The organism is Hydrogenobacter hydrogenophilus (genome assembly GCF_900215655.1).
GTDB lineage: Bacteria > Aquificota > Aquificia > Aquificales > Aquificaceae > Hydrogenobacter > Hydrogenobacter hydrogenophilus.
In genome coordinates this window covers 52,490-71,393 of the sequence record NZ_OBEN01000006.1, presented here as the reverse complement: position 1 = coordinate 71,393, position 18,904 = coordinate 52,490, and the positions used below count along the sequence as shown (strand labels likewise).

Here is an 18,904-nt window from a genome sequence, read left to right as displayed (position 1 = left end):
TAAAACCTTTCTAAAACTTCTTATATAAAACTTGACAAAGAATAACTAAAGTTATATCTTAAAGGTAAAACCCTTTGGAGGTGAAAAGATGGCTGAGAAGATACTGGGTATTGACTTGGGAACTACTAACTCGGTAGTGGCGGTTATGATGGGTGATGAGCCTGTAGTAATAGCCAATCAGGAGGGTTCAAGGCTCACACCTTCTGTAGTTTCTTGGACTAAGGAAAAAGAAATACTTGTTGGAGAACCTGCCAAAAGACGTGCCATACTTGATCCAGAAAACACCATATATGAATCCAAAAGATTCATAGGTAGAAAGTTTGAGGAAGTAAAGGAAGAAGCCAAAAGGGTGTCCTACAAAGTGGTGCCTGACGAAAAAGGAGACGCAAGCTTTGATGTTCCCAATGCGGGTAGGCTTGTAAGACCAGAGGAGGTGGGAGCGCACATTCTTAAAAAGCTCAAAGAAGCTGCAGAGGCATACTTAGGGGAGAAGATCACAAAAGCGGTTATTACAGTGCCCGCTTACTTCAACGAAAGGCAAAGGCAGGCTACAAAGGATGCGGGAAAGATAGCAGGTCTTGAGGTAGTAAGAATCCTAAACGAACCAACCGCTGCAGCTCTCGCTTACGGACTGGATAAGAAGGAAAATGTCAGGATCCTCGTGTACGACTTTGGTGGTGGAACTTTTGACGTGTCCATATTAGAAGGTGGGGAAGGTGTGATAGAGGTAAAGGCTACCGCTGGAGACACACACTTGGGTGGTGCTAACATAGACGAGCGCATAATGGAGTGGCTCATAGAAGAGTTCAAAAAAGACACAGGCATAGATCTGCGCAAAGACAGAACCGCATTACAGAGACTAAAAGAAGCATCAGAACAAGCTAAAAAGGAACTGTCTTTTAAGTTAGAAACTGAGATAAACCTACCCTTTATAACCATAGACCCCTCTACCAACCAACCCTTGCATCTTCAAAAGACACTCACAAGGGCAAGACTTGAAGAGATGATAAAGGATCTGGTAAACAGAACTATGGACATAGTAAAAAGAGCTCTTGAAGATGCCAAGCTAAGACCACAGGACATAGATGAGGTGGTGCTTGTGGGTGGTTCTACCAGAATACCGTTAGTTCAGCAAAAGATAAAGGAATTTTTCGGAAAAGAACCTCATAAAGGCGTAAACCCAGACGAGGTGGTTGCAGTAGGTGCAGCCATACAGGCAGGAGTCCTTTCAGGAGAAGTAAAGGAGATACTGCTGGTAGATGTAACACCTCTCTCTCTTGGAGTAGAAACTTACGGTGGTGTTATGACGGTGCTTATTCCCAGAAATACACCCATACCCTACAGAAAGTGTGAGACCTTTACCACCGCCTCAGACTATCAGACGGAGGTAGAAATACACGTGCTTCAGGGTGAAAGACCTTTGGCAAAGGACAACAAGTCCTTGGGTAAGTTTTACCTTACGGGTATACCACCAGCTCCACGTGGAGTGCCCAAGATAGAAGTTTGCTTTGATATAGATGTGGACGGTATCCTCCATGTAACTGCCAAAGATTTAGGGACAGGAAAAGAGCAGTCCATAAGGGTGCAGGCTTCCTCAGGTTTGACCCAAGAAGAGATAGAGAGGATGATAAAAGAGGCACAGCTTCACGAAGAGGAAGACAGGAAGAAAAAGGAGCTTGTGGAAGCCAAAAACCAGCTTGATCAGTACGTGTACAATCTTGAGAAGGTGTTAAAGGAAAACAGGGATAAGCTTTCTGCAGACCTTGTGTCTGAAGTGGAAAAGACCATAGAGGAAGCCAAAAGGGTGATGACTTCAGCTCAAGATATTCAGGAAGTCAGAAGCGCCATAGAAAAGGTGCTGAACGCTTCCGCCCAAATAGGAAGCAAGATATACGAACAAGCAGGTCAAAAGAGCAGTGGAGAAGGTGGTGATGTGATAGAGGGTAAACCACTATAATATTTATCCATGTATGACCCACAGAAGATAGAGGAAAAGTGGCAAAAAGTTTGGGAAGATATGGGTCTTTTTAAGGTCAGCGAGGGAGGGGAGAAGGCTTATGTTCTTGAGATGTTCCCTTACCCTTCTGGAAGGATACACATGGGGCATGTGAGAAACTACACCATCGGAGACGTTTTGGCAAGGTTTCTGAGGTTCAAAGGCTACAATGTACTTCATCCTATGGGGTGGGATGCTTTCGGATTACCTGCGGAGAACGCAGCGATAAAGCAAGGAGTGCATCCCGCAGATTGGACCTATGAAAACATAAGCTATATGAAAAAACAACTAAAAAGATTAGGTTTTTCTTACGATTGGGACAGGGAGATAGCTACCTGTGATCCTGAGTACTACCGCTGGAACCAGTGGTTATTCCTGAAGTTTTACGAAAAAGGTCTGGCATACAGAAAGCTCGCAGAGGTAAACTGGTGTCCTAACGACCAGACGGTGCTTGCCAACGAGCAGGTAATAGACGGAAGGTGCTGGAGGTGTTCAACTCCTGTGATAAGAAAAGAGGTGCCCTCTTGGTATCTAAAGATCACCGCTTACGCTGACAGACTCCTTGAGGACCTAAAGCTACTGGAAGGCAAATGGCCCGAAAGGGTCATATCCCAGCAGAGAAACTGGATAGGCAGGTCCGAAGGTGCCCTTATAAAGTTTTATGTGGATGACATTCCTATAGAAATATTCACTACAAGGCCTGATACTGTGTTTGGTGCTACCTTCTTGGTACTTGCACCCGAGCATCCTCTCACTTTGGAGCTTGCCAAAAGGGGAGGGAAACTACAAGAAGTTATGAGCTTTGTCCAAAAAATAAAGTCTATTCCTGTCAAAGAGAGAGGAAAAGAGGAAGAAAAGGAAGGGGTGTTTTTGGGAGTGTATGCAACAAATCCCGCAAATGGAGAGAAATTGCCCGTATGGAGTGCCAATTATGTGCTTTATGAGTACGGGACAGGTGCCATCATGGCTGTGCCTGCTCACGACCAAAGGGATTACGAGTTTGCACTTAAATACCAACTGCCTGTAAAGTATGTGGTAAGACCTTCAGAGGGAGATTTTTCAAAAGGTAAAGCTTACGAAGGGGAAGGTATTTTAATAGACTCGGGACCATTTAGCGGTATGCCTTCCCAAGAAGCAAAAAAGTCCATAACCTCGTGGCTAAAAGAAAAAGGTCATGCGGACTTCAAGATAACCTATAGACTCAAAGACTGGAACATATCAAGACAAAGATACTGGGGCACACCTATACCCATAATTTACTGTGATAGGTGCGGTACTGTGCCAGTGCCAGAGGAAGACCTTCCCGTTTTACTACCAAAAAATGTAAGCATCACGGGATATGGGAATCCATTAGAAAGCGTTGAGGAATTTGTAAATACCACATGTCCCAAATGCAAAGGTCCAGCAAAACGAGAAACAGATACCATGGACACCTTTTTTGACTCCTCTTGGTACTTTCTCAGATACTGTGATCCGAAAAACGATAAAGAGGTTTTTCAAAGGGAAAAAGTGGAGTTTTGGATGCCTGTTGATTTCTACATAGGGGGCATAGAGCATGCGGTTTTGCACCTCCTTTATGCGCGCTTCTTCCAAAAGTTTCTCTATGACCTTGGGTTGGTAAAAGACAAAGAACCCTTTTTACGCCTCATCACACAAGGTATGGTACTAAAGAGGTGGGTAAGCATAGAGTCTTACCTTTCTCATTTGGGTCTTACACAAGAAGATGACTTAGAAGAGCTTTTAAGAAGACTGTGGTGAATAAAGTAGTTCAAGTGGAAAACCTTTCTTTGAGCTTAAACGGCAGGGAAATTCTCAAAGACATAAATTTTGAGGTGCTTCAAGGTGAAATATTCACCATAGTAGGTGGGAGCGGTAGCGGTAAAACATCTATAACCAAGTGCATAGTTGGTCTGTGGAAACCTACAGAAGGGAAAGTTGAAGTTTTTGGAAAGGATATAAACACCTTGAGCATCAAAGAACTTGACAGCCTAAGAAAGGATATAGGTTATGTATTTCAGGGCTCAGCACTGTTTGATAGTTTAAAGGTTTGGGAGAATGTGGGTTTTTACTACTTGGAACGCACCAACATGAGCCAGAAAGAGATAAGACAGTTAGCTCTTGAAAAGCTAAGGCTTGTAGGTTTAGATGAAGATGTCCTTGAGCTTTATCCTTCTGAGCTCTCAGGTGGAATGAAGAAGAGAGTGGGTATAGCAAGAGCCATAGCAACGGATCCTAAACTGATCATCTACGATGAGCCCACCTCAGGCCTTGACCCCATCACAAGCAGGATGATAGATGACCTTATCCTGTCTTTGAGGGATAAGATGGGCACTACCTCCATAGTGGTTTCCCATGACCTTATATCAGCTTTTAGTATATCTGACAGAATTATGGTGCTAAAAGATGGCAGAACGGTGCAGATAGGTTCTCCTCAGGATATACTCTCTTCGGAAATACCCTTTGTGAAGGAATTTCTCAGGAGCGGATTTACACATCGAATAAATCTATAAAAACATCTCCAAAGTGTTGAAAAAAATCAATAGATACAAACATAAGCTTTGGTCTATATTACCTTTCCATGGATAGAAGAGATTTCTTTAAACTCATTTTTGTGGCGCTCATCTTACCAAAGTTGGGCAATTCAAAAGAAGTCAAAAGGACAAAGCTATCATACACTGTAAAACTACCCTTTGAAGAGGGTATAAGGCTCTGGGTGCCAGTACCCGAAAACACAGAATACCAAAGGCTTTTAAGTGTTGAAGTTAGAACAACTGCATCATACTATGATATTAAAAGGGATAGAGTTTACGGTGCACCTATTCTTTACGCAGAGTTTAAAGAAGGTGGCGGGATTAAAGAGCTTGAGGTGATCTTTGATGTTGAATACCAAAGCAGAAGCACAAACTTTAGCCAACTTCCTAAAAGTAATCATACCTTACCAGAGGAGGTAATCCTGTTTTTGAAACCTACGGAACATGTGCCTACGGATGGTATAGTTAAAGAGTATGCCGATAGAATAACCTCTGGAAAGAAAGATGACCTTGAAAAGGTAAAGGCTATATACGACTGGGTAGTAGAGAACACTTTTAGAGATCCAAAAATTCTCGGGTGTGGTACAGGTGATGTAAAAAGTATGTTGGAAACGGGATATTTTGGTGGAAAGTGCACAGATATAAACTCTCTGTTTGTAGCTCTTTGCAGGGCAAGTGGTATACCAGCAAGAGAGGTTTTTGGAATAAGAGTAGCCCCTTCTTCCTTATCAAAAGGCATATCTTCTGTAAGTAGGGATGCCACAAAGGCACAGCACTGTAGAGCGGAGTTTTATTTAGGAAGGTGGATACCAGTAGACCCAGCAGATGTTAGAAAACTTATACTTGAGGAAAATCTTTCGCTAAGTGATCCAAAAGTCAAAAAGGTGAGAGGATTTCTATTTGGCAACTGGGATGCTCACTGGATAGCCTTCAACAGTGCAAGAGATTTTTCCTTAGAACCACCTCTTGCTAATGGTGAAAAAGTCAACGAGTTCATGTATCCTTTGGCAGAGGTAGACGGTAAGTTGATAGACAAGTACAAACTAACCTTTGAGCTATCTAAATACACTATCATTGATTAGCTTATTAAGGAGTGCCAAAATAAAAGTCCATCGTGAGAACCAAGGATGTCTTCACTTGCTCGCTCTGGATGTGGCATAAGGCCAAAGACATTACCTTCTTTGTTGCACACCCCTGCTATGTTTCCCACAGAGCCGTTTGGATTGGAAGAGGGCGTTATGTTTCCCTCTTGGTCGCAATATCTTAGAACGATCTGGTTTCTATCCTCCATATGTTTAAGAATGTCCTCAGGAACATAATACCTTCCTTCACCGTGAGCTATGGGTATGCTAAGTACCTCTCCCTTTTCTATCTTTCTTGTGAAGGGAATATGAGTGTTTTCCACCCTTAAGTAAACATCCTTACAGACAAACCTGAGGTTTTCGTTTTTGAGCAAAGCTCCTGGTAGTAAGTGAAGCTCTGTGAGGATCTGAAAGCCGTTGCATATGCCAAGCACGAGCCCACCTTTCTGAGCAAAGTCCTGCACAGCGTAAGCTAAGGGTGTCTTACTTGCAAGCGCACCAGCTCTTAGGTAATCTCCAAAGGAAAAGCCACCGGGAAGTACCACACAGTCGTACCCTTCTAAGTTTTTCTGCGTGTAATGCACAAACTCCACAGACTGACCAAGAATATCTTTTATCACATAATACACATCATAATCACAGTTAGAGCCCGGAAATACGCAAACGGCAAACTTCATTCTATGATGTACTCCTCAATGAGAGGGTTTACCAAAAACTTTTCCACGAGCTCTTTTATGTTAGTGCCTTCTTCCACCTCAAGGTCCACAACTTTTCCCACTTTTACATCTTTGACACTGTAGCCGTTTTCTAACAGCATCTCCTTTACCGCCCTACCTTCTGGGTCCAAAAGTCCTTTTTTGGGAAGTATCAAAACTCTCACTTTCATGCAGTTAAGATTATAGCTCAATGCCTTTTATGTGTTCAACCTCTTTGCCCCTTACTATCAGAGCATCTACTCTTACATTTTCGTAAGGATTTTCTGCCAAAAACTCCTCCATGCATCTTAGCAATCTTTCTATTTTCCTTTTGTCTATGCGCTCCGCAGGATCTCCAAAGGTCATTTTAGTAGAGCCTTTTACTTCAATAAACACTACGGTGTCTCCTTCTATCGCTATAATGTCTATTTCTCCACCTTTGCAGTAGAAGTTTCTGCGAAGTATCTTGTAGCCTTTGGATTCTAAATACGCACAGGCTATATCCTCAAACCTCTTTCCTTTCAAGAACTTCCTCTACATACTGGATAACTTCTTCAAAAGTTGGGCTTGCGGTTCCCAATTTGCTGACTACTATACCAGCACACACGTTGGCAAGCTCACAGGCAATATCCCAATCAAAACCCGAAAGAGCACAAGCGGTAAGCACTGCAACTACAGTATCTCCTGCACCAGTTACATCATAAACCTGCTTTGCTCTTGCGGGATATAAATTAAATTCTTTGTCAAAAAGAGCTATACCCTTTGGACCTAAGGTTATGGTGAGAGTTTTCAAACTTAGTTCTTTTTTAAGACCCCAGCCAAGCTCTTCAAGACTTTCCGCACTAAACATCTGCCTTGCTTCCCTTTCGTTTGGCGTCATAAGGTCAGCACCTTTGTAAAGGTGAGCGTTCTGTGGCCTTGGGTCTATAGAGTAAAACTTTCCTTTGGACTTTACTGCCTTTACAACCTCCTCACACACCACACCCTTTGCGTAGTCTGATAAGATGATCCCATCCACATCAAGATCCAAATTTTCTAAGATTTTTTTTAATACCTTTCCTTCTGGTGGCTTTCTCTCTTCCCTGTCTATTCTAATGAGCTGTTGAGACATGGATATTACCCTTACCTTTTGCGTTGTAGGTCTGCTTGGGTCTTGTACGGTGAGATCCTGCACTTTACTTTCTCTTAAAAGCTCTTTTATTAAGTTCATCCCAGAATCTTCTCCTGTTATGCCCACAAGGTAGGTTTTCACACCAAGTGCGCTGAGATTACTGGCAACATTACCCGCCCCTCCGAGTCTGAACTCCTCCCTTTGGACTTCAACTATAGGAACGGGTGCTTCTGGAGATATGCGTTCTACTTTCCCAAACACGTATCTGTCAAGGATAACATCACCCACTACTAAGATTCTTAAATTTCTAAATCTTTCAAAGGCAATAGATACTATCTCTTTGTCCAGCTTCATTAAATCACCACTGGGATGTAATTTTTGCCTTTTTGTTCAGATACTTATCTACCGCAAGCGCTGCCTTTACTCCATCTGCTGCAGCAATAACCGCCTGCTTTATGTTGGTGCAAAGAACATCACCCGCAGCAAAGACACCCGGAACAGAGGTCATCATCTCCTCATTAACCACTATACAGTGATCATCAGTCATTTCTACTTGGTTCATGAGAAAGTCCACAGAAGGTTTATTCCCACCAAGGAATATGAACACTCCGTCCACCTGAAGGAGTTTTGTTTCTTTGGTCTTCACATCCTGAACCTTTATACCTTCTACCAAAGAACTGCCTACTATTTCCAGCACCCTATGGTGAAGAAGTATCTCAATATTTTTGTGAGACTCTATCTCTTGGATCATCTCCGGTGGTGCCTTTATCCTGCTGGATGGCACCACAAGGTATATCTTGCTGGCAAAGCGTGCAATGAACTCTGTCTCCTCTAAAGCGTAATCATCTTCTCCTACAACTGCAACAGGTCTGTTTTTGAAGAAAGCCGCATCACAAACACCACAGTAAGATACTCCCTTACCCAAAAACTCCTCTTCCCCTTTATACTTGTTAGTCCTTTCCATAGCACCTGAGGCTATTATGACCGCCCTTCCTTTAAATTCCCTACCATCTATGGTGTATACCTTTTTGATCTCACCAAGAAGGTCTGTAGCTATCACTTTACCCCTTACAAACTCTGCACCAAAGGCTTTTGCGTGTTCCCTCATAAGTTTCAAAAGTTCGTAGCCTGATATGGGTCCCCTTATGCCCGGATAGTTCTCTATCTGCTGAGTTACACCAAGAGCACCGTCCGCCTCTGCCCTGTAGAGCACCAAGGTAGAAAGCCCAGCCCTTGCTGTGTATATGGCAGCAGAAGAACCGGCTGGTCCTGCTCCAATTATTACCACATCGTAAACTTTATCAGTGGTAAAGTCCAATGTGAGCTCCATCTTATACCTCCACAGAAAGTACTTTTAAATATATTCCTCACGACTCAAAGCTTCATGAACCTTTCCTACCAGCTTTTCAGAAGGTCTTAGTGTTTTTTTGCCTTTCCTCCACTTGGCAGGACATGCTTCGTCAGGATGGCTCATAAGGTATATATTGGCTTCCATCTTTCTTATTAGCTCTTCTGCATTCCTTCCCACGTTATAAAAGTTTATCTCAGAACCTACCAAAACACCTTCAGGGTTTATTATAAAAGTCCCTCTCAAAGAAAGGCCCGTGCTTTCATCATAAACACCAAAAAGTTTGGAAACTTTGCCTGTAGGGTCTGCACCCATAGGAAACTTTACTTTTTCTAAGAGCTTTTCACTTCTGTGCCAAGCAAGATGCACGTACTTAGTATCTGTTGATACGGATATAACCTCAACTCCCATCTTTTGAAGTTCCTCATACTTTTCTGCCAAATCCGCAAGTTCTGTGGGACACACAAAGGTAAAGTCTGCCGGATAGAAAAAGATCACTACCCATTTGCGCTCCTTCAATAGGTCTTCCAAAGAGATTCTGCCAAAACTTCCGCTCTTTGGGTCATAAACTTCCAGCTCAAAGTTGGGAACTCTCTGTCCCACCATCATGTTTTTTACCTCCTCAAGTTTTTAGTATTGAATATAATAATTAAATGAAAACAATTTGCGATATGATAAAGATCAGATCAACAGGTAGTTTAGGACTAAGTAAGGTTTATAATGATACCTTATGAAGATAGAAGACCTAAGAGGTGTTGTGTGGAGGTTCAACGAAAGGCTCAGATTCATAGTAAAAAGGGGAGAGGTGCTTGAGGAAGAGTACGAGCCTGTGGTAAAGGAGATAATAAAAAGGGTAAAGCAAGAAGGTGATAAAGCCATCATAGAGTATACGGAGAAGTTTGATGGGATAAAGCTTTCTGAGGATACTTTAGAAATACCTTATGAAGAGTTAGAAAACGCTTACAACGAAATAGAGGAAGATGTGCGTTCCGCTCTTGAGATAGCTCACGAGAGGATAAGGAGGTTTCACGAACTTCAAAAAGAGAAGTCTTTTTTTACGGAAGAGAAAGGCATCCTTCTTGGTATGAAAGTTATGCCTTTGGAAAGGGTAGGGGTTTATGTACCGGGTGGCAAGGCATCTTATCCTTCAACAGTCCTCATGAATGTAGTACCTGCGGTAGTTGCTGGAGTTGAAGAAGTTATAATGGTCTCGCCTAAGCCTAACAGATACACTCTTGCGTCTGCCTTTATATCCGGCGTAAGCAGAGTTTACCAAATAGGTGGTGCTCAAGCTATTGCAGGACTTGCTTATGGAACGCAAACTATACCAAAGGTTGATAAAATAGTGGGTCCGGGCAACATATATGTATCCGTTGCAAAAAAACTTCTTTTTGGTGTAGTGGATGTAGATATGTTTGCAGGTCCTTCTGAGATACTTATCATATCAGATGGCACTTGCGAACCATCTTGGGTGGCTGCTGATCTTCTCTCTCAGGCAGAACACGATGAACTTGCCGGAGCTTTTCTCATCACAACTGATGAAAAACATGCCATTAGAGTAAAAGAAGAACTTGAGAAACTCATAGAAGACTTCCCAAGGAAGGAAATCGCCAAAAGATCCATAGAGCGCTTTGGAACCATATTCCTTGTGGAAGACCTCTACAAAGCCTGTGAAGTGGCTAACCACATAGCACCAGAACATCTTGAACTGCTCACTGAAGACCCCTTCTCTATCCTTCCCTATATAAAGCATGCAGGAGCCATATTTTTAGGAAGATACAGCACAGAAGCTTTAGGGGATTACATTCTTGGTCCTAACCATACCTTACCTACAGGTGGGACAGCCAAGTTTTTCTCACCTTTGGGTGTTTATGACTTTGTCAAAAGAAGCTCCGTTCTTTATGTTTCTAAAGAAGGTTTTGATAGACTTGCAGAACCTACCGAAAGCATAGCAAAAGCGGAAGGGCTATTTGCTCACTATATGTCTGTGAGGATAAGGAGAGAAACATGAAGAAAGCACTCTTTTTATGTGTTTTGTGTTTAGCATATGCGTGCGCACCCCTTGTATGTCCCGGTGAAAAAGAAGTAAGGCAGGTATATTCGGAAGATTCTGCACCAAAGAGCTACAACGCTTTTGTATCCCTAAGATACGGTATTCTGAAAGTGCCCATCTATATTGAAAAAGCCCAAAACGGATACACCCTCAGAAGTCCCCAGACGGGAACTGTGCTTTTTAAAGATACCAACCTTTGTGTGGGAGCAACATGCATTGACCTTCCTTTAACTCCTGACGCTCTCATATTTGGCACAGTTTTGACAGGAGAGGAAAAAGCGTCTTGTTCTTTGGGTTCTTTGGCTTTTGAGAGAGATGATGGCTTATACAAAAGAAAGTACATTTTTAGCAACGGACAGCTAAAAAGAGTAGAGCTTATTGACAAAAAGAGAGATAGGCTCGTAGTCCTTGATTATCCTGAGAGAAACAAACAAGGCTATTACAGAAATGTCAAGATAAGCGTAGGAGATATTAGCTTTAACCTAAGTGTAGACCAAATAGATTTTAGGAGGTAAAGTATGGATAAAGTGTACAGCATAGAAGACAGTATAACAATGATCGTAGAGGATTTTTTTAAGGATATAGACAAGAAGGAACCCTTTAACACAGAGCTCTCTCAGTATGTGTTTATGCTCAAGTCCAAACTACTACAGATCTTAAGCCAGTTTAGTGGTGATTACGATATGGGTAGCAAAAGTCTAAACAGCGCCGTTGAAGCCTTAGGAAGAGCTCTTGAAAACGCAGTCAATGGTATAGACCTTCAGCAGGAAAAACAATTAGAAAGAGCGGTAAAAGCTTTAGAAAGCACCAACCAACTGCTAAAGGAGTTTCTTTACGACCCAAGGGTAAAGGACAAAGAAACTATCTCCCTCATAACTGGCAAAATAGGAGATATGGTGGAGAAACTTGGTTATGAGATAAGAAGGCGTTCTGGCTTTATAAAACGCATCAAAAGGCTTTTTGGCATATGAAAGGTAAAGATTTTTTAGCTTTAACAGCAGGCTTTAACATCCTCGGTGGCATATTGGCAGGGCTTGCGGTAGGATACGCTTTTGATAAATGGCTTATGGAGGGAGTTTTTAAAATCAAGAGCTTCCCTTTAGGTCTTCTTTTTTTCTTCTTTGTAGGTATCATCTCGGGTTTTTGGAACACTTACAAGGACCTAAAAAGGCTCTCTTAAACTCTAATATTAAGAAAGTCAATAAAGTTTAGCAGATCACACTAAAAAATTTTGTCTATACCCCTTGACAAAAGAAGATAGTGTTAATATAATATTTTAAGAAAAAACATTAAGGAGGTAAGGACATGGCTAAACTGAGACCACTGTACGATAAGATAGTTGTCAAAAGAATGGAAGAACAAGAGCAGAAGACACCTTCGGGCATTATCATACCAGATACCGCAAAAGAAAAGCCTCAGATAGGTGAGGTTATTGCTGTAGGTGATGGTAAGCTTTTAAGCAACGGACAGGTGGTCTCTCCCAAGGTGAAGAAGGGGGATAAGGTGATCTTCAACAAGTACGCTGGTACAGAAGTGGAACTTGATGGAGAAAAGTACCTAATAATGTCTGAAGATGAAATTCTTGCGATAATTGAGTAAAAAAACTTTTAAAAGGAGGTGGAAAGATGGCAGCAAAGAAGGTTATTTATGGAGAAGAAGCAAGAGCAAGGCTCAAATCTGGCGTTGATAAGCTTGCTAACGCGGTTAAGGTCACCCTGGGTCCAAGGGGTAGAGAGGTGATCATAGAGAAAAAGTGGGGTACTCCCGTTGTCACCAAAGACGGTGTTACAGTAGCTAAAGAGATAGAGCTAAAGGATCCCTATGAAAACATGGGTGCTCAGTTGGTAAAAGAAGTTGCTTCTAAGACTTCTGATGTGGCTGGTGATGGAACTACCACCGCAACTGTCCTTGCTCAAGCCATATTCAACGAAGGACTAAAAGCAATAGCATCAGGCGCAAATCCCATGGACCTCAAAAGGGGAATAGACAAAGCGGTTCAAGTGGTCGTAGACGAGATAAAGAAGCTCTCTATTCCCGTATCTGGCAGGAAAGAGATAGAGCAAGTAGCAACCATATCTGCCAATAACGATACAAACATAGGCAAGATCATAGCAGATGCCATGGAAGCTGTAGGAAAGGACGGAGTTATAACCGTTGAAGAATCCAAGTCTGCAGAAACGACCCTTGAAACAGTTCAAGGTATGCAGTTTGATAGGGGATACCTATCACCTTACTTTATAACAAATCCTGACAAAATGGAAGCTGTACTTGAAGAACCCTACATACTCATATACGAAAAGAAGATATCCAATGTAAAAGACCTACTCCCCATACTTGAACAAGTAGTAAGGGCAGGCAAACCTCTACTCGTCATAGCGGAAGACGTTGAAGCTGAAGCTCTGGCAACATTAGTGGTAAACCATATAAAGGGTGTTATAAGAGCTTGCGCTGTGAAGGCTCCTGGTTTTGGCCAAAGAAGGAAGGATTATCTGCAAGATATAGCCATTCTTACAGGTGGTACCGCTATAACTGAAGAGCTTGGTATAAAACTTGAAAGCGTGACCCTTGATATGCTCGGAAGAGCGGATAAGGTGATAGTGGACAAGGATAACACCACCATAGTGGGTGGTAAAGGTTCTAAGGAAGCCATACAGGCAAGGATAGAACAGATCAAGAAACAGATACTTGAAACTACATCAGATTACGATAGAGAAAAGCTTCAAGAAAGACTCGCAAAGCTCTCTGGTGGAGTTGCTATAATAAGAGTGGGCGCCGCTACAGAAGCTGAGCTTAAAGAAAAGAAAGCAAGGGTTGAGGACGCTGTACACGCTACAAAAGCAGCTGTTGAGGAAGGCATAGTTCCCGGCGGTGGTGTAGCGTTAGTAAGAGCTTCCGAAGCCTTGGATAATCTTAAGGTAGATAATCCAGACCAACAGTTGGGTATAGACATAATAAAGAAAGCTTGCAGAACACCTGTTAGACAAATAGCTACCAATGCAGGATTTGAAGGTTATGTGGTGCTTGAAAAGGTTCTCCAGCTTGGAAAAGAAAAAGGTAAAAACTGGGGATTTGACGCAGCATCTGGAGAGTACAAAGATATGGTTGAAGCTGGTATCATAGACCCCACCAAGGTGGTAAGGGTAGCCATACAAAACGCAGCGTCCGTTGCAGGCACCATGCTGACAGCAGAAGCCTTGGTGGCAGAAATACCCGAGGAGAAGAAGGAAAAAGCACCAACACCTGAAATGCCAGAGCTTGACTAATGCTTCCTCTCCCCCTTCTGGGGGGAGTTATCAATTTCTTGATTATTTAAATCCTGGTTCTGTTAAGGTCGTTATTGGAAGCAAAAAGATTTATAGGTCAGGAGAACACACCTAAAGAGTACTCAAAAGAGGGTACAGCTTTAGCTTTTACTCTTCCCTAATTTCTTTACTGAGCGTGTACTCTATAATAATTAAATTGGACAGCACAGTATAGTAAAAAGAGGAGACCGCGGTGTGATTAAAGAAGGCTACATAATAAAAGGAGATTTTTGGCCTGAACCTGTTAAGGTTGAAAAGGTGGAGAAAAGAGGCGATCATATTCGGTTGTTAGTTAGAACCATTCACACGGAAAAAAGCACAGACCATCTGTTTAAAATAGAAGAGCTTAGCGGTTTAGAGGTCATTAACACGGATATAGACCTTTCTGCAGACCCACAAGAAGTGTTTCTTGTGATTGAAGCAATGCGTTTTAGATACGCATCTTTGTTTGATCCCTTACTTGCGGTGAATGTCTCAAAGATAGACCCTCTTCCCTTTCAAATAGAGGCAGTGTATGGCTATATTCTAAAGCAACCTCACATTAGGTTTCTTATAGCGGACGATCCTGGTGCTGGAAAAACCATTATGGCAGGGCTGATAATAAAGGAGTTAAAGCTAAGAGGGTTGGTTAGAAGGGTGCTCATAGTTGTACCAGGGCATCTAAAAGACCAATGGAGAAGGGAATTAAAGGAGAAGTTTAACGAAACATTTGTAGTCCTTGATAGAAACACTTTTAACGCTCATTATGGAGAAAATCCTTGGGAAAAAAATAACCAGGTTATCACTTCTATAGATTTTGCCAAGCAGGATGATATTTTGCGGAGTTTAAGCTCAGTGCACTGGGACCTAACTATAGTTGATGAAGCCCACAAGATGTCTGCATACAAATATGGAGATAAAGTTGAAAAAACTCAGCGCTACAAGTACCTTATCCAGATAACTACTTTGATGCAGTTTTTACAGATCCGCCCTATTACGACAATATAAACTACGCCGAACTTTCTGATTTCTTTTATGTATGGCTCAAGAGAAGTATAGGAGATTTATATCCAGAACTTTTTATAACGCCACTTGTTCCAAAAACTAAAGAAATTGTTTCAAACCCTGTCAGACACGGTGATTCGCAGAAAGCAAAAGAGTTTTTTGAATCCATGCTCAAGAAAGCCTTTAAGGAGATACGCAGAGTTTTAAAACCCAACGGTATAGCTATTATAGTCTATACTCACAAATCCACTACAGGTTGGGAAACCATGATTAACTCACTGCTTGAGTCTGGATTAGTTATCACAGCATCTTGGCCCATAGATACAGAGATGAAGTCAAGATTAAGGGCTAAAGAGTCCGCTGCGCTTTCCTCTTCCATCTACTTTGTCTGCAGGAAAATGGAAAGAGAAGAGATAGGATGGCTAAACGAAGTAAAAGAGGAAATAAAGAACCACATCACAGAAAAACTTGAGAATCTCTGGAAAGAAGGCATCGCAGGTGCAGACTACTTTATATCTGCTATTGGTGCTTCCATTGAGATATTTGGAAGATACAAAAAAATTATGGACTACGAAGGAAGAGAGATCACCACAAGCGAACTTCTTGAATATGTGAGAGAGCTTGTTACAGAGCATGCCCTAAAGCAGATTCTCCACGATGGTAGCATAGCAGGAGAGCTGTCTTCTCTTACAAGGTTCTACATTCTTTGGCGTTGGACTTATGGAGAGGAAAAAGTCCAATTCGATGATGCAAGAAAGCTTGCCCAATCAGCGGGTGTAAATCTTGAAAAAGAGTGGGGTAAAGGATTTATCAGAAAGGAAAAGGAGCTCATAACAATTCTTGGACCTCACGAAAGAAAGCTTGAAGAGCTCAAAGATGCGGAGGATATGATAGATGTACTTCATAAAGTTTTACTTTTGTGGAAGGAAGGGAAAAAAGATGAGATGAAAAGAGTTTTAAAAGAAACCGGGTTTGGTCTAAAGGAATCTTTTTATAGGGTAGCTCAAGCCATATCAGAAACGCTTCCCAACGACAGCAAAGAGAAAAAACTACTTGACGGATTTTTAATTGGGAAAGAAAAATTAAAAGATGACATGAGAGATACTCAAGGGAGGTTATTCTAATGAAACCTTTTGCAAGCATCGCCATACCCCACGATGATGTAGCACAGGGAAGACTCACTATGGACGTTTTTGCAGCAGACCTTTGGCAGGTAGCAAAGGGCACTGCAAAACCTGACTATCAGGACCCTGATCTCTTTGTCCAAAAGACATACATCACCAGAGGCTTAAAGCACATACTTAACTTAGCGGAATCAAGACTGAAGGGTATGGGTGGCGATGCGGTGATCCAGCTTCAAACACCCTTTGGTGGCGGAAAAACTCACACACTAATAGCACTCTATCACAAATCCAAAGAGTGGAACGCAAAGGTTGCAGTCTTAGATGGAACAGCCCTAACCGCAGACACTAGGCTTTGGGAAGATCTTGAAAGACAGCTTACGGGAAAGGTAGAGCTTACAAAAGGAGACACAGCACCCGGAAAGGACGCTCTTGGAAAGCTTCTGAACCAAAACGCTCCTGTGCTTATACTCATAGACGAGCTTCTTGAACACATAACCAAGGCATCTGGTATAAAGGTGGGTGATTCTAACCTTGGCTCTCAAACCCTTGCCTTTATTCAGGAACTCACTGGTGCGGTAGCAACGATAGGAAACGCTTTGCTTGTTCTTACACTTCCATCTAGCTCTTTGGAGCACTTTGACGAAAACGCAGAAAGGGCCTTCCATCAGCTACAAAAGATAGTTGGCAGAGTAGAAAAGTCCCATAGCCCTGTAGAAGATGACGAGATAGAAAGTGTGATAAGAAAAAGACTTTTTGAGTACATTGATGAAAAAGGATGAAAAAGAAGCTAATAAAGTGGTTAATGAATTTGTCAATTACGCCCTAAGAGAGGGACTCCTCTCTAAAGACGAAGTACAAGATTACAGAGAAAGATTTCTAAGAAGCTACCCTTTTAAACCCGAGGTAATAGATATCCTTTATAAAAGGTGGGGGTCTTTCCCTACTTTCCAAAGAACAAGGGGAGCTCTGAGGATTCTATCCATAGTCATACATGACTTGATCAATGAAAAAATACCCTTTATTAGGCTTGGAGACTTTAACTTAGGCAATGAGGAGCTAAGGCGTGAGCTTATAACACACATTGGCTCTGAATGGGACAGTATAATAGCCCAAGACATAACCTCACCAAATTCTGGAGCTAAAAAGGTTGATGAATCCCTTCAATCCTCTTACAAACCCTATAGGCTTGGTACAGTTGTTAGCACCACCATATTCATGACCTCTTTTTCTGGAAGAGGTACAAGGAGCATAAGCCTAAAAGAGCTAAAGCTCTACACCGCAGAACCATCTTTCCAAAGTGCCATCATAGACACCACACTGCACGAACTCAAAAGGCAACTATTTTACGTCTCCGACGATGATCTTAGATTCCAAAACCAACCAAACCTCAACAGGATTTTACTCTTAAAAGAAGAGAACATATCCGAAAACCAAATAGTTCAAGAGGAACAAAACATTCTGCGAAGGCATATATCAAAAAATCCAAAGATCAAAGTTTATCTTCATCCCAAATTCTCTAAGGACATTCCGCACAATGAAGAACTAAAGCTTGTAATACTTAACAAAGACAAACCCGATAAGGACTTCTTAGAAAACTGCGGAGAGACTCCAAGGATTTATAGGAACACACTGATATTTTTGTGCGTAGATGACAACAATAAAGATAATTTATACAGCTACATAAGAAAGCTCATCGCTCTTAGAAGCATAAAGCAAGACGAAAGATTACAGTTAACAGAAAACCAAAAAAAGGAAGTGGAAAGTAGGCTAAGACAGCAAGAGAGTAGAGAGTATGAAGAGATAAGAAAGTACTATAGTAAGTTATTCCTTCCTAACAAAGATGGCTTTAAAGATTTTGATATGGGCATTCCTACCTTGGGTGAATCTAAGCTTGACGAGGAAATTTACAATTTTCTAAGAGGGCAGGGAGAAATACTTGAGAAGATATCTTCAAAAGTGATAAAAGATAAATACCTTAGTGAGAGGGACTTTCTGGAGATAAAAAAGCTCTACGATGCTCTACTAAAAACGCCTGGTGAATTGAGAGTGATTTCAAAAGAAGGTTTCATTGAGGGAATAAAAGAGGGTGTTGAGAGGGGACTGTTTGGTTTTGGATATCTTGAAGGTGAAAAACCTGTATGTAAGAAAATAAATGAAATACCTACAGTATCCTTAAGTGAAGGAGAAGTGATTATAAAGTCAGAACTTTGTAAAGAAGAAAAGGCAGAAAAATACCAAGAGGAAGTCCTTACATACACGTCTCAAAACATAGACATTACGACACAAACTGAACTAAAACAAGGAGCGGAAACCTTACAAGTGCAAACTTTGGAAGAACAGGATAAAGAGAATGAATTGAGATTTGGGAAAAATGAAGTAAAGCTTCATGTCTGGATTCAACATGGAAAAGCGTCAACTTTGGCAAGGATTATAACTTTGTTAAGCAAAAAATTTAATACTGTAGAGATAAAAATAAGAGCATATGATGGAACCATTGAAAAATCAGAGTATGACAATATACTGGAAACCTTAATACAGGAAAATATAGAGTTTCAAGAAGAACAATAGGATTAGTCTTTTTTGTGGGTTTTCCAGAAAGGGAGCTTCTTATAAGACTTGAGAATATGAAATCCGTTATGTTAGCTATTTGCTAAGATTCTCCATAAATATTCTCCCGT

At 41.6% G+C, this 18,904-nt stretch carries 20 protein-coding genes; 14 read left to right on the top strand and 6 right to left on the bottom strand.

Going from position 1 to position 18,904, the window contains the following annotated elements:
- The first annotated feature begins 88 nt into the window (after positions 1-88).
- The 4 genes from dnaK to CP948_RS06020 all read left to right on the top strand — a co-directional run bounded on the left by dnaK (position 89) and on the right by CP948_RS06020 (position 5,609).
- On the top strand, positions 89-1,957 hold the full coding sequence (dnaK, locus tag CP948_RS06035; RefSeq protein WP_096602400.1) for a molecular chaperone DnaK: 1,869 nt from the start codon (positions 89-91) through the stop codon (positions 1,955-1,957).
- A gap of 9 nt (positions 1,958-1,966) precedes the next feature.
- Positions 1,967-3,754, top strand: coding sequence for a leucine--tRNA ligase (gene leuS / locus CP948_RS06030; RefSeq protein ID WP_096602398.1), 1,788 nt, complete (start codon positions 1,967-1,969; stop codon positions 3,752-3,754).
- Positions 3,751-4,506 (top strand): ABC transporter ATP-binding protein, encoded by a 756-nt coding sequence (locus CP948_RS06025; RefSeq protein ID WP_096602395.1) that lies wholly within the window; start codon positions 3,751-3,753, stop codon positions 4,504-4,506. The genes leuS and CP948_RS06025 overlap by 4 nt, the downstream gene beginning before the upstream one ends.
- Before the next feature lie 68 nt (positions 4,507-4,574).
- Positions 4,575-5,609 (top strand): transglutaminase-like domain-containing protein, encoded by a 1,035-nt coding sequence (locus tag CP948_RS06020; protein WP_096602394.1) that lies wholly within the window; start codon positions 4,575-4,577, stop codon positions 5,607-5,609.
- Here CP948_RS06020 and purQ read toward each other — a convergent pair.
- The 6 genes from purQ to CP948_RS05990 are packed head-to-tail and all read right to left on the bottom strand — an operon-like array spanning position 5,606 to position 9,372.
- Positions 5,606-6,286 carry a phosphoribosylformylglycinamidine synthase I gene (gene purQ, locus CP948_RS06015; protein ID WP_096602392.1) on the bottom strand — a complete coding sequence of 227 codons (681 nt, stop codon included), beginning with the start codon at positions 6,284-6,286 and terminating at the stop codon, positions 5,606-5,608. The two genes, CP948_RS06020 and purQ, sit on opposite strands and share 4 nt — an antisense overlap.
- Positions 6,283-6,495, bottom strand: a complete 213-nt coding sequence (purS, locus tag CP948_RS06010; protein WP_096602390.1) for a phosphoribosylformylglycinamidine synthase subunit PurS — start codon at positions 6,493-6,495, stop codon at positions 6,283-6,285. The genes purQ and purS overlap by 4 nt, the downstream gene beginning before the upstream one ends.
- A 10-nt stretch (positions 6,496-6,505) precedes the next feature.
- Positions 6,506-6,829 (bottom strand): YraN family protein, encoded by a 324-nt coding sequence (locus tag CP948_RS06005; RefSeq protein WP_096602388.1) that lies wholly within the window; start codon positions 6,827-6,829, stop codon positions 6,506-6,508.
- Positions 6,810-7,769: a bifunctional heptose 7-phosphate kinase/heptose 1-phosphate adenyltransferase gene (locus tag CP948_RS06000; protein WP_096602385.1), complete on the bottom strand. Its 960-nt coding sequence runs from the start codon at positions 7,767-7,769 to the stop codon at positions 6,810-6,812. Before CP948_RS06000 ends, CP948_RS06005 begins: the two co-directional genes overlap by 20 nt.
- A 4-nt stretch (positions 7,770-7,773) precedes the next feature.
- Positions 7,774-8,745: a thioredoxin-disulfide reductase gene (trxB, locus tag CP948_RS05995; protein ID WP_096602383.1), complete on the bottom strand. Its 972-nt coding sequence runs from the start codon at positions 8,743-8,745 to the stop codon at positions 7,774-7,776.
- Positions 8,746-8,769: 24 nt separating this feature from the next.
- On the bottom strand, positions 8,770-9,372 hold the full coding sequence (locus CP948_RS05990) for a peroxiredoxin (protein ID WP_096602381.1): 603 nt from the start codon (positions 9,370-9,372) through the stop codon (positions 8,770-8,772).
- A gap of 121 nt (positions 9,373-9,493) precedes the next feature.
- On the opposite strand from CP948_RS05990, the gene hisD reads away from it, so the two are divergent.
- The 10 genes from hisD to CP948_RS05940 all read left to right on the top strand — a co-directional run bounded on the left by hisD (position 9,494) and on the right by CP948_RS05940 (position 18,794).
- Positions 9,494-10,774, top strand: coding sequence for a histidinol dehydrogenase (gene hisD / locus CP948_RS05985; protein WP_096602379.1), 1,281 nt, complete (start codon positions 9,494-9,496; stop codon positions 10,772-10,774).
- A complete protein-coding gene (locus CP948_RS05980) occupies positions 10,771-11,331 on the top strand; it encodes a hypothetical protein (RefSeq protein WP_096602377.1) in 561 nt (186 codons plus the stop codon). Before hisD ends, CP948_RS05980 begins: the two co-directional genes overlap by 4 nt.
- Positions 11,332-11,334: 3 nt before the next feature.
- Positions 11,335-11,787 (top strand): hypothetical protein, encoded by a 453-nt coding sequence (locus CP948_RS05975; RefSeq protein WP_096602375.1) that lies wholly within the window; start codon positions 11,335-11,337, stop codon positions 11,785-11,787.
- Entirely contained in the window at positions 11,784-11,996 is a 213-nt protein-coding gene (locus CP948_RS05970) for an AtpZ/AtpI family protein (RefSeq protein WP_096602373.1), read from the top strand. The genes CP948_RS05975 and CP948_RS05970 overlap by 4 nt, the downstream gene beginning before the upstream one ends.
- Before the next feature lie 125 nt (positions 11,997-12,121).
- Positions 12,122-12,415, top strand: a complete 294-nt coding sequence (gene groES / locus CP948_RS05965; protein ID WP_096602371.1) for a co-chaperone GroES — start codon at positions 12,122-12,124, stop codon at positions 12,413-12,415.
- Positions 12,416-12,441: 26 nt separating this feature from the next.
- Positions 12,442-14,079 carry a chaperonin GroEL gene (gene groL, locus CP948_RS05960; RefSeq protein WP_096602369.1) on the top strand — a complete coding sequence of 546 codons (1,638 nt, stop codon included), beginning with the start codon at positions 12,442-12,444 and terminating at the stop codon, positions 14,077-14,079.
- A 234-nt stretch (positions 14,080-14,313) separates the two neighbouring features.
- The gene (locus CP948_RS05955; protein WP_096602367.1) at positions 14,314-15,105 is read left to right on the top strand and encodes a DEAD/DEAH box helicase; all 792 of its coding nucleotides are present in this window, start codon (positions 14,314-14,316) and stop codon (positions 15,103-15,105) included.
- A 164-nt stretch (positions 15,106-15,269) separates the two neighbouring features.
- Complete coding sequence (locus CP948_RS05950) at positions 15,270-16,226, top strand: hypothetical protein (RefSeq protein WP_180764098.1); 957 nt, start codon at positions 15,270-15,272, stop codon at positions 16,224-16,226.
- Positions 16,226-17,005 (top strand): DUF499 domain-containing protein, encoded by a 780-nt coding sequence (locus tag CP948_RS08920; RefSeq protein ID WP_096602365.1) that lies wholly within the window; start codon positions 16,226-16,228, stop codon positions 17,003-17,005. The genes CP948_RS05950 and CP948_RS08920 overlap by 1 nt, the downstream gene beginning before the upstream one ends.
- Positions 16,992-18,794 (top strand): hypothetical protein, encoded by a 1,803-nt coding sequence (locus CP948_RS05940; protein WP_096602363.1) that lies wholly within the window; start codon positions 16,992-16,994, stop codon positions 18,792-18,794. Before CP948_RS08920 ends, CP948_RS05940 begins: the two co-directional genes overlap by 14 nt.
- Positions 18,795-18,904 lie beyond the last annotated feature (110 nt).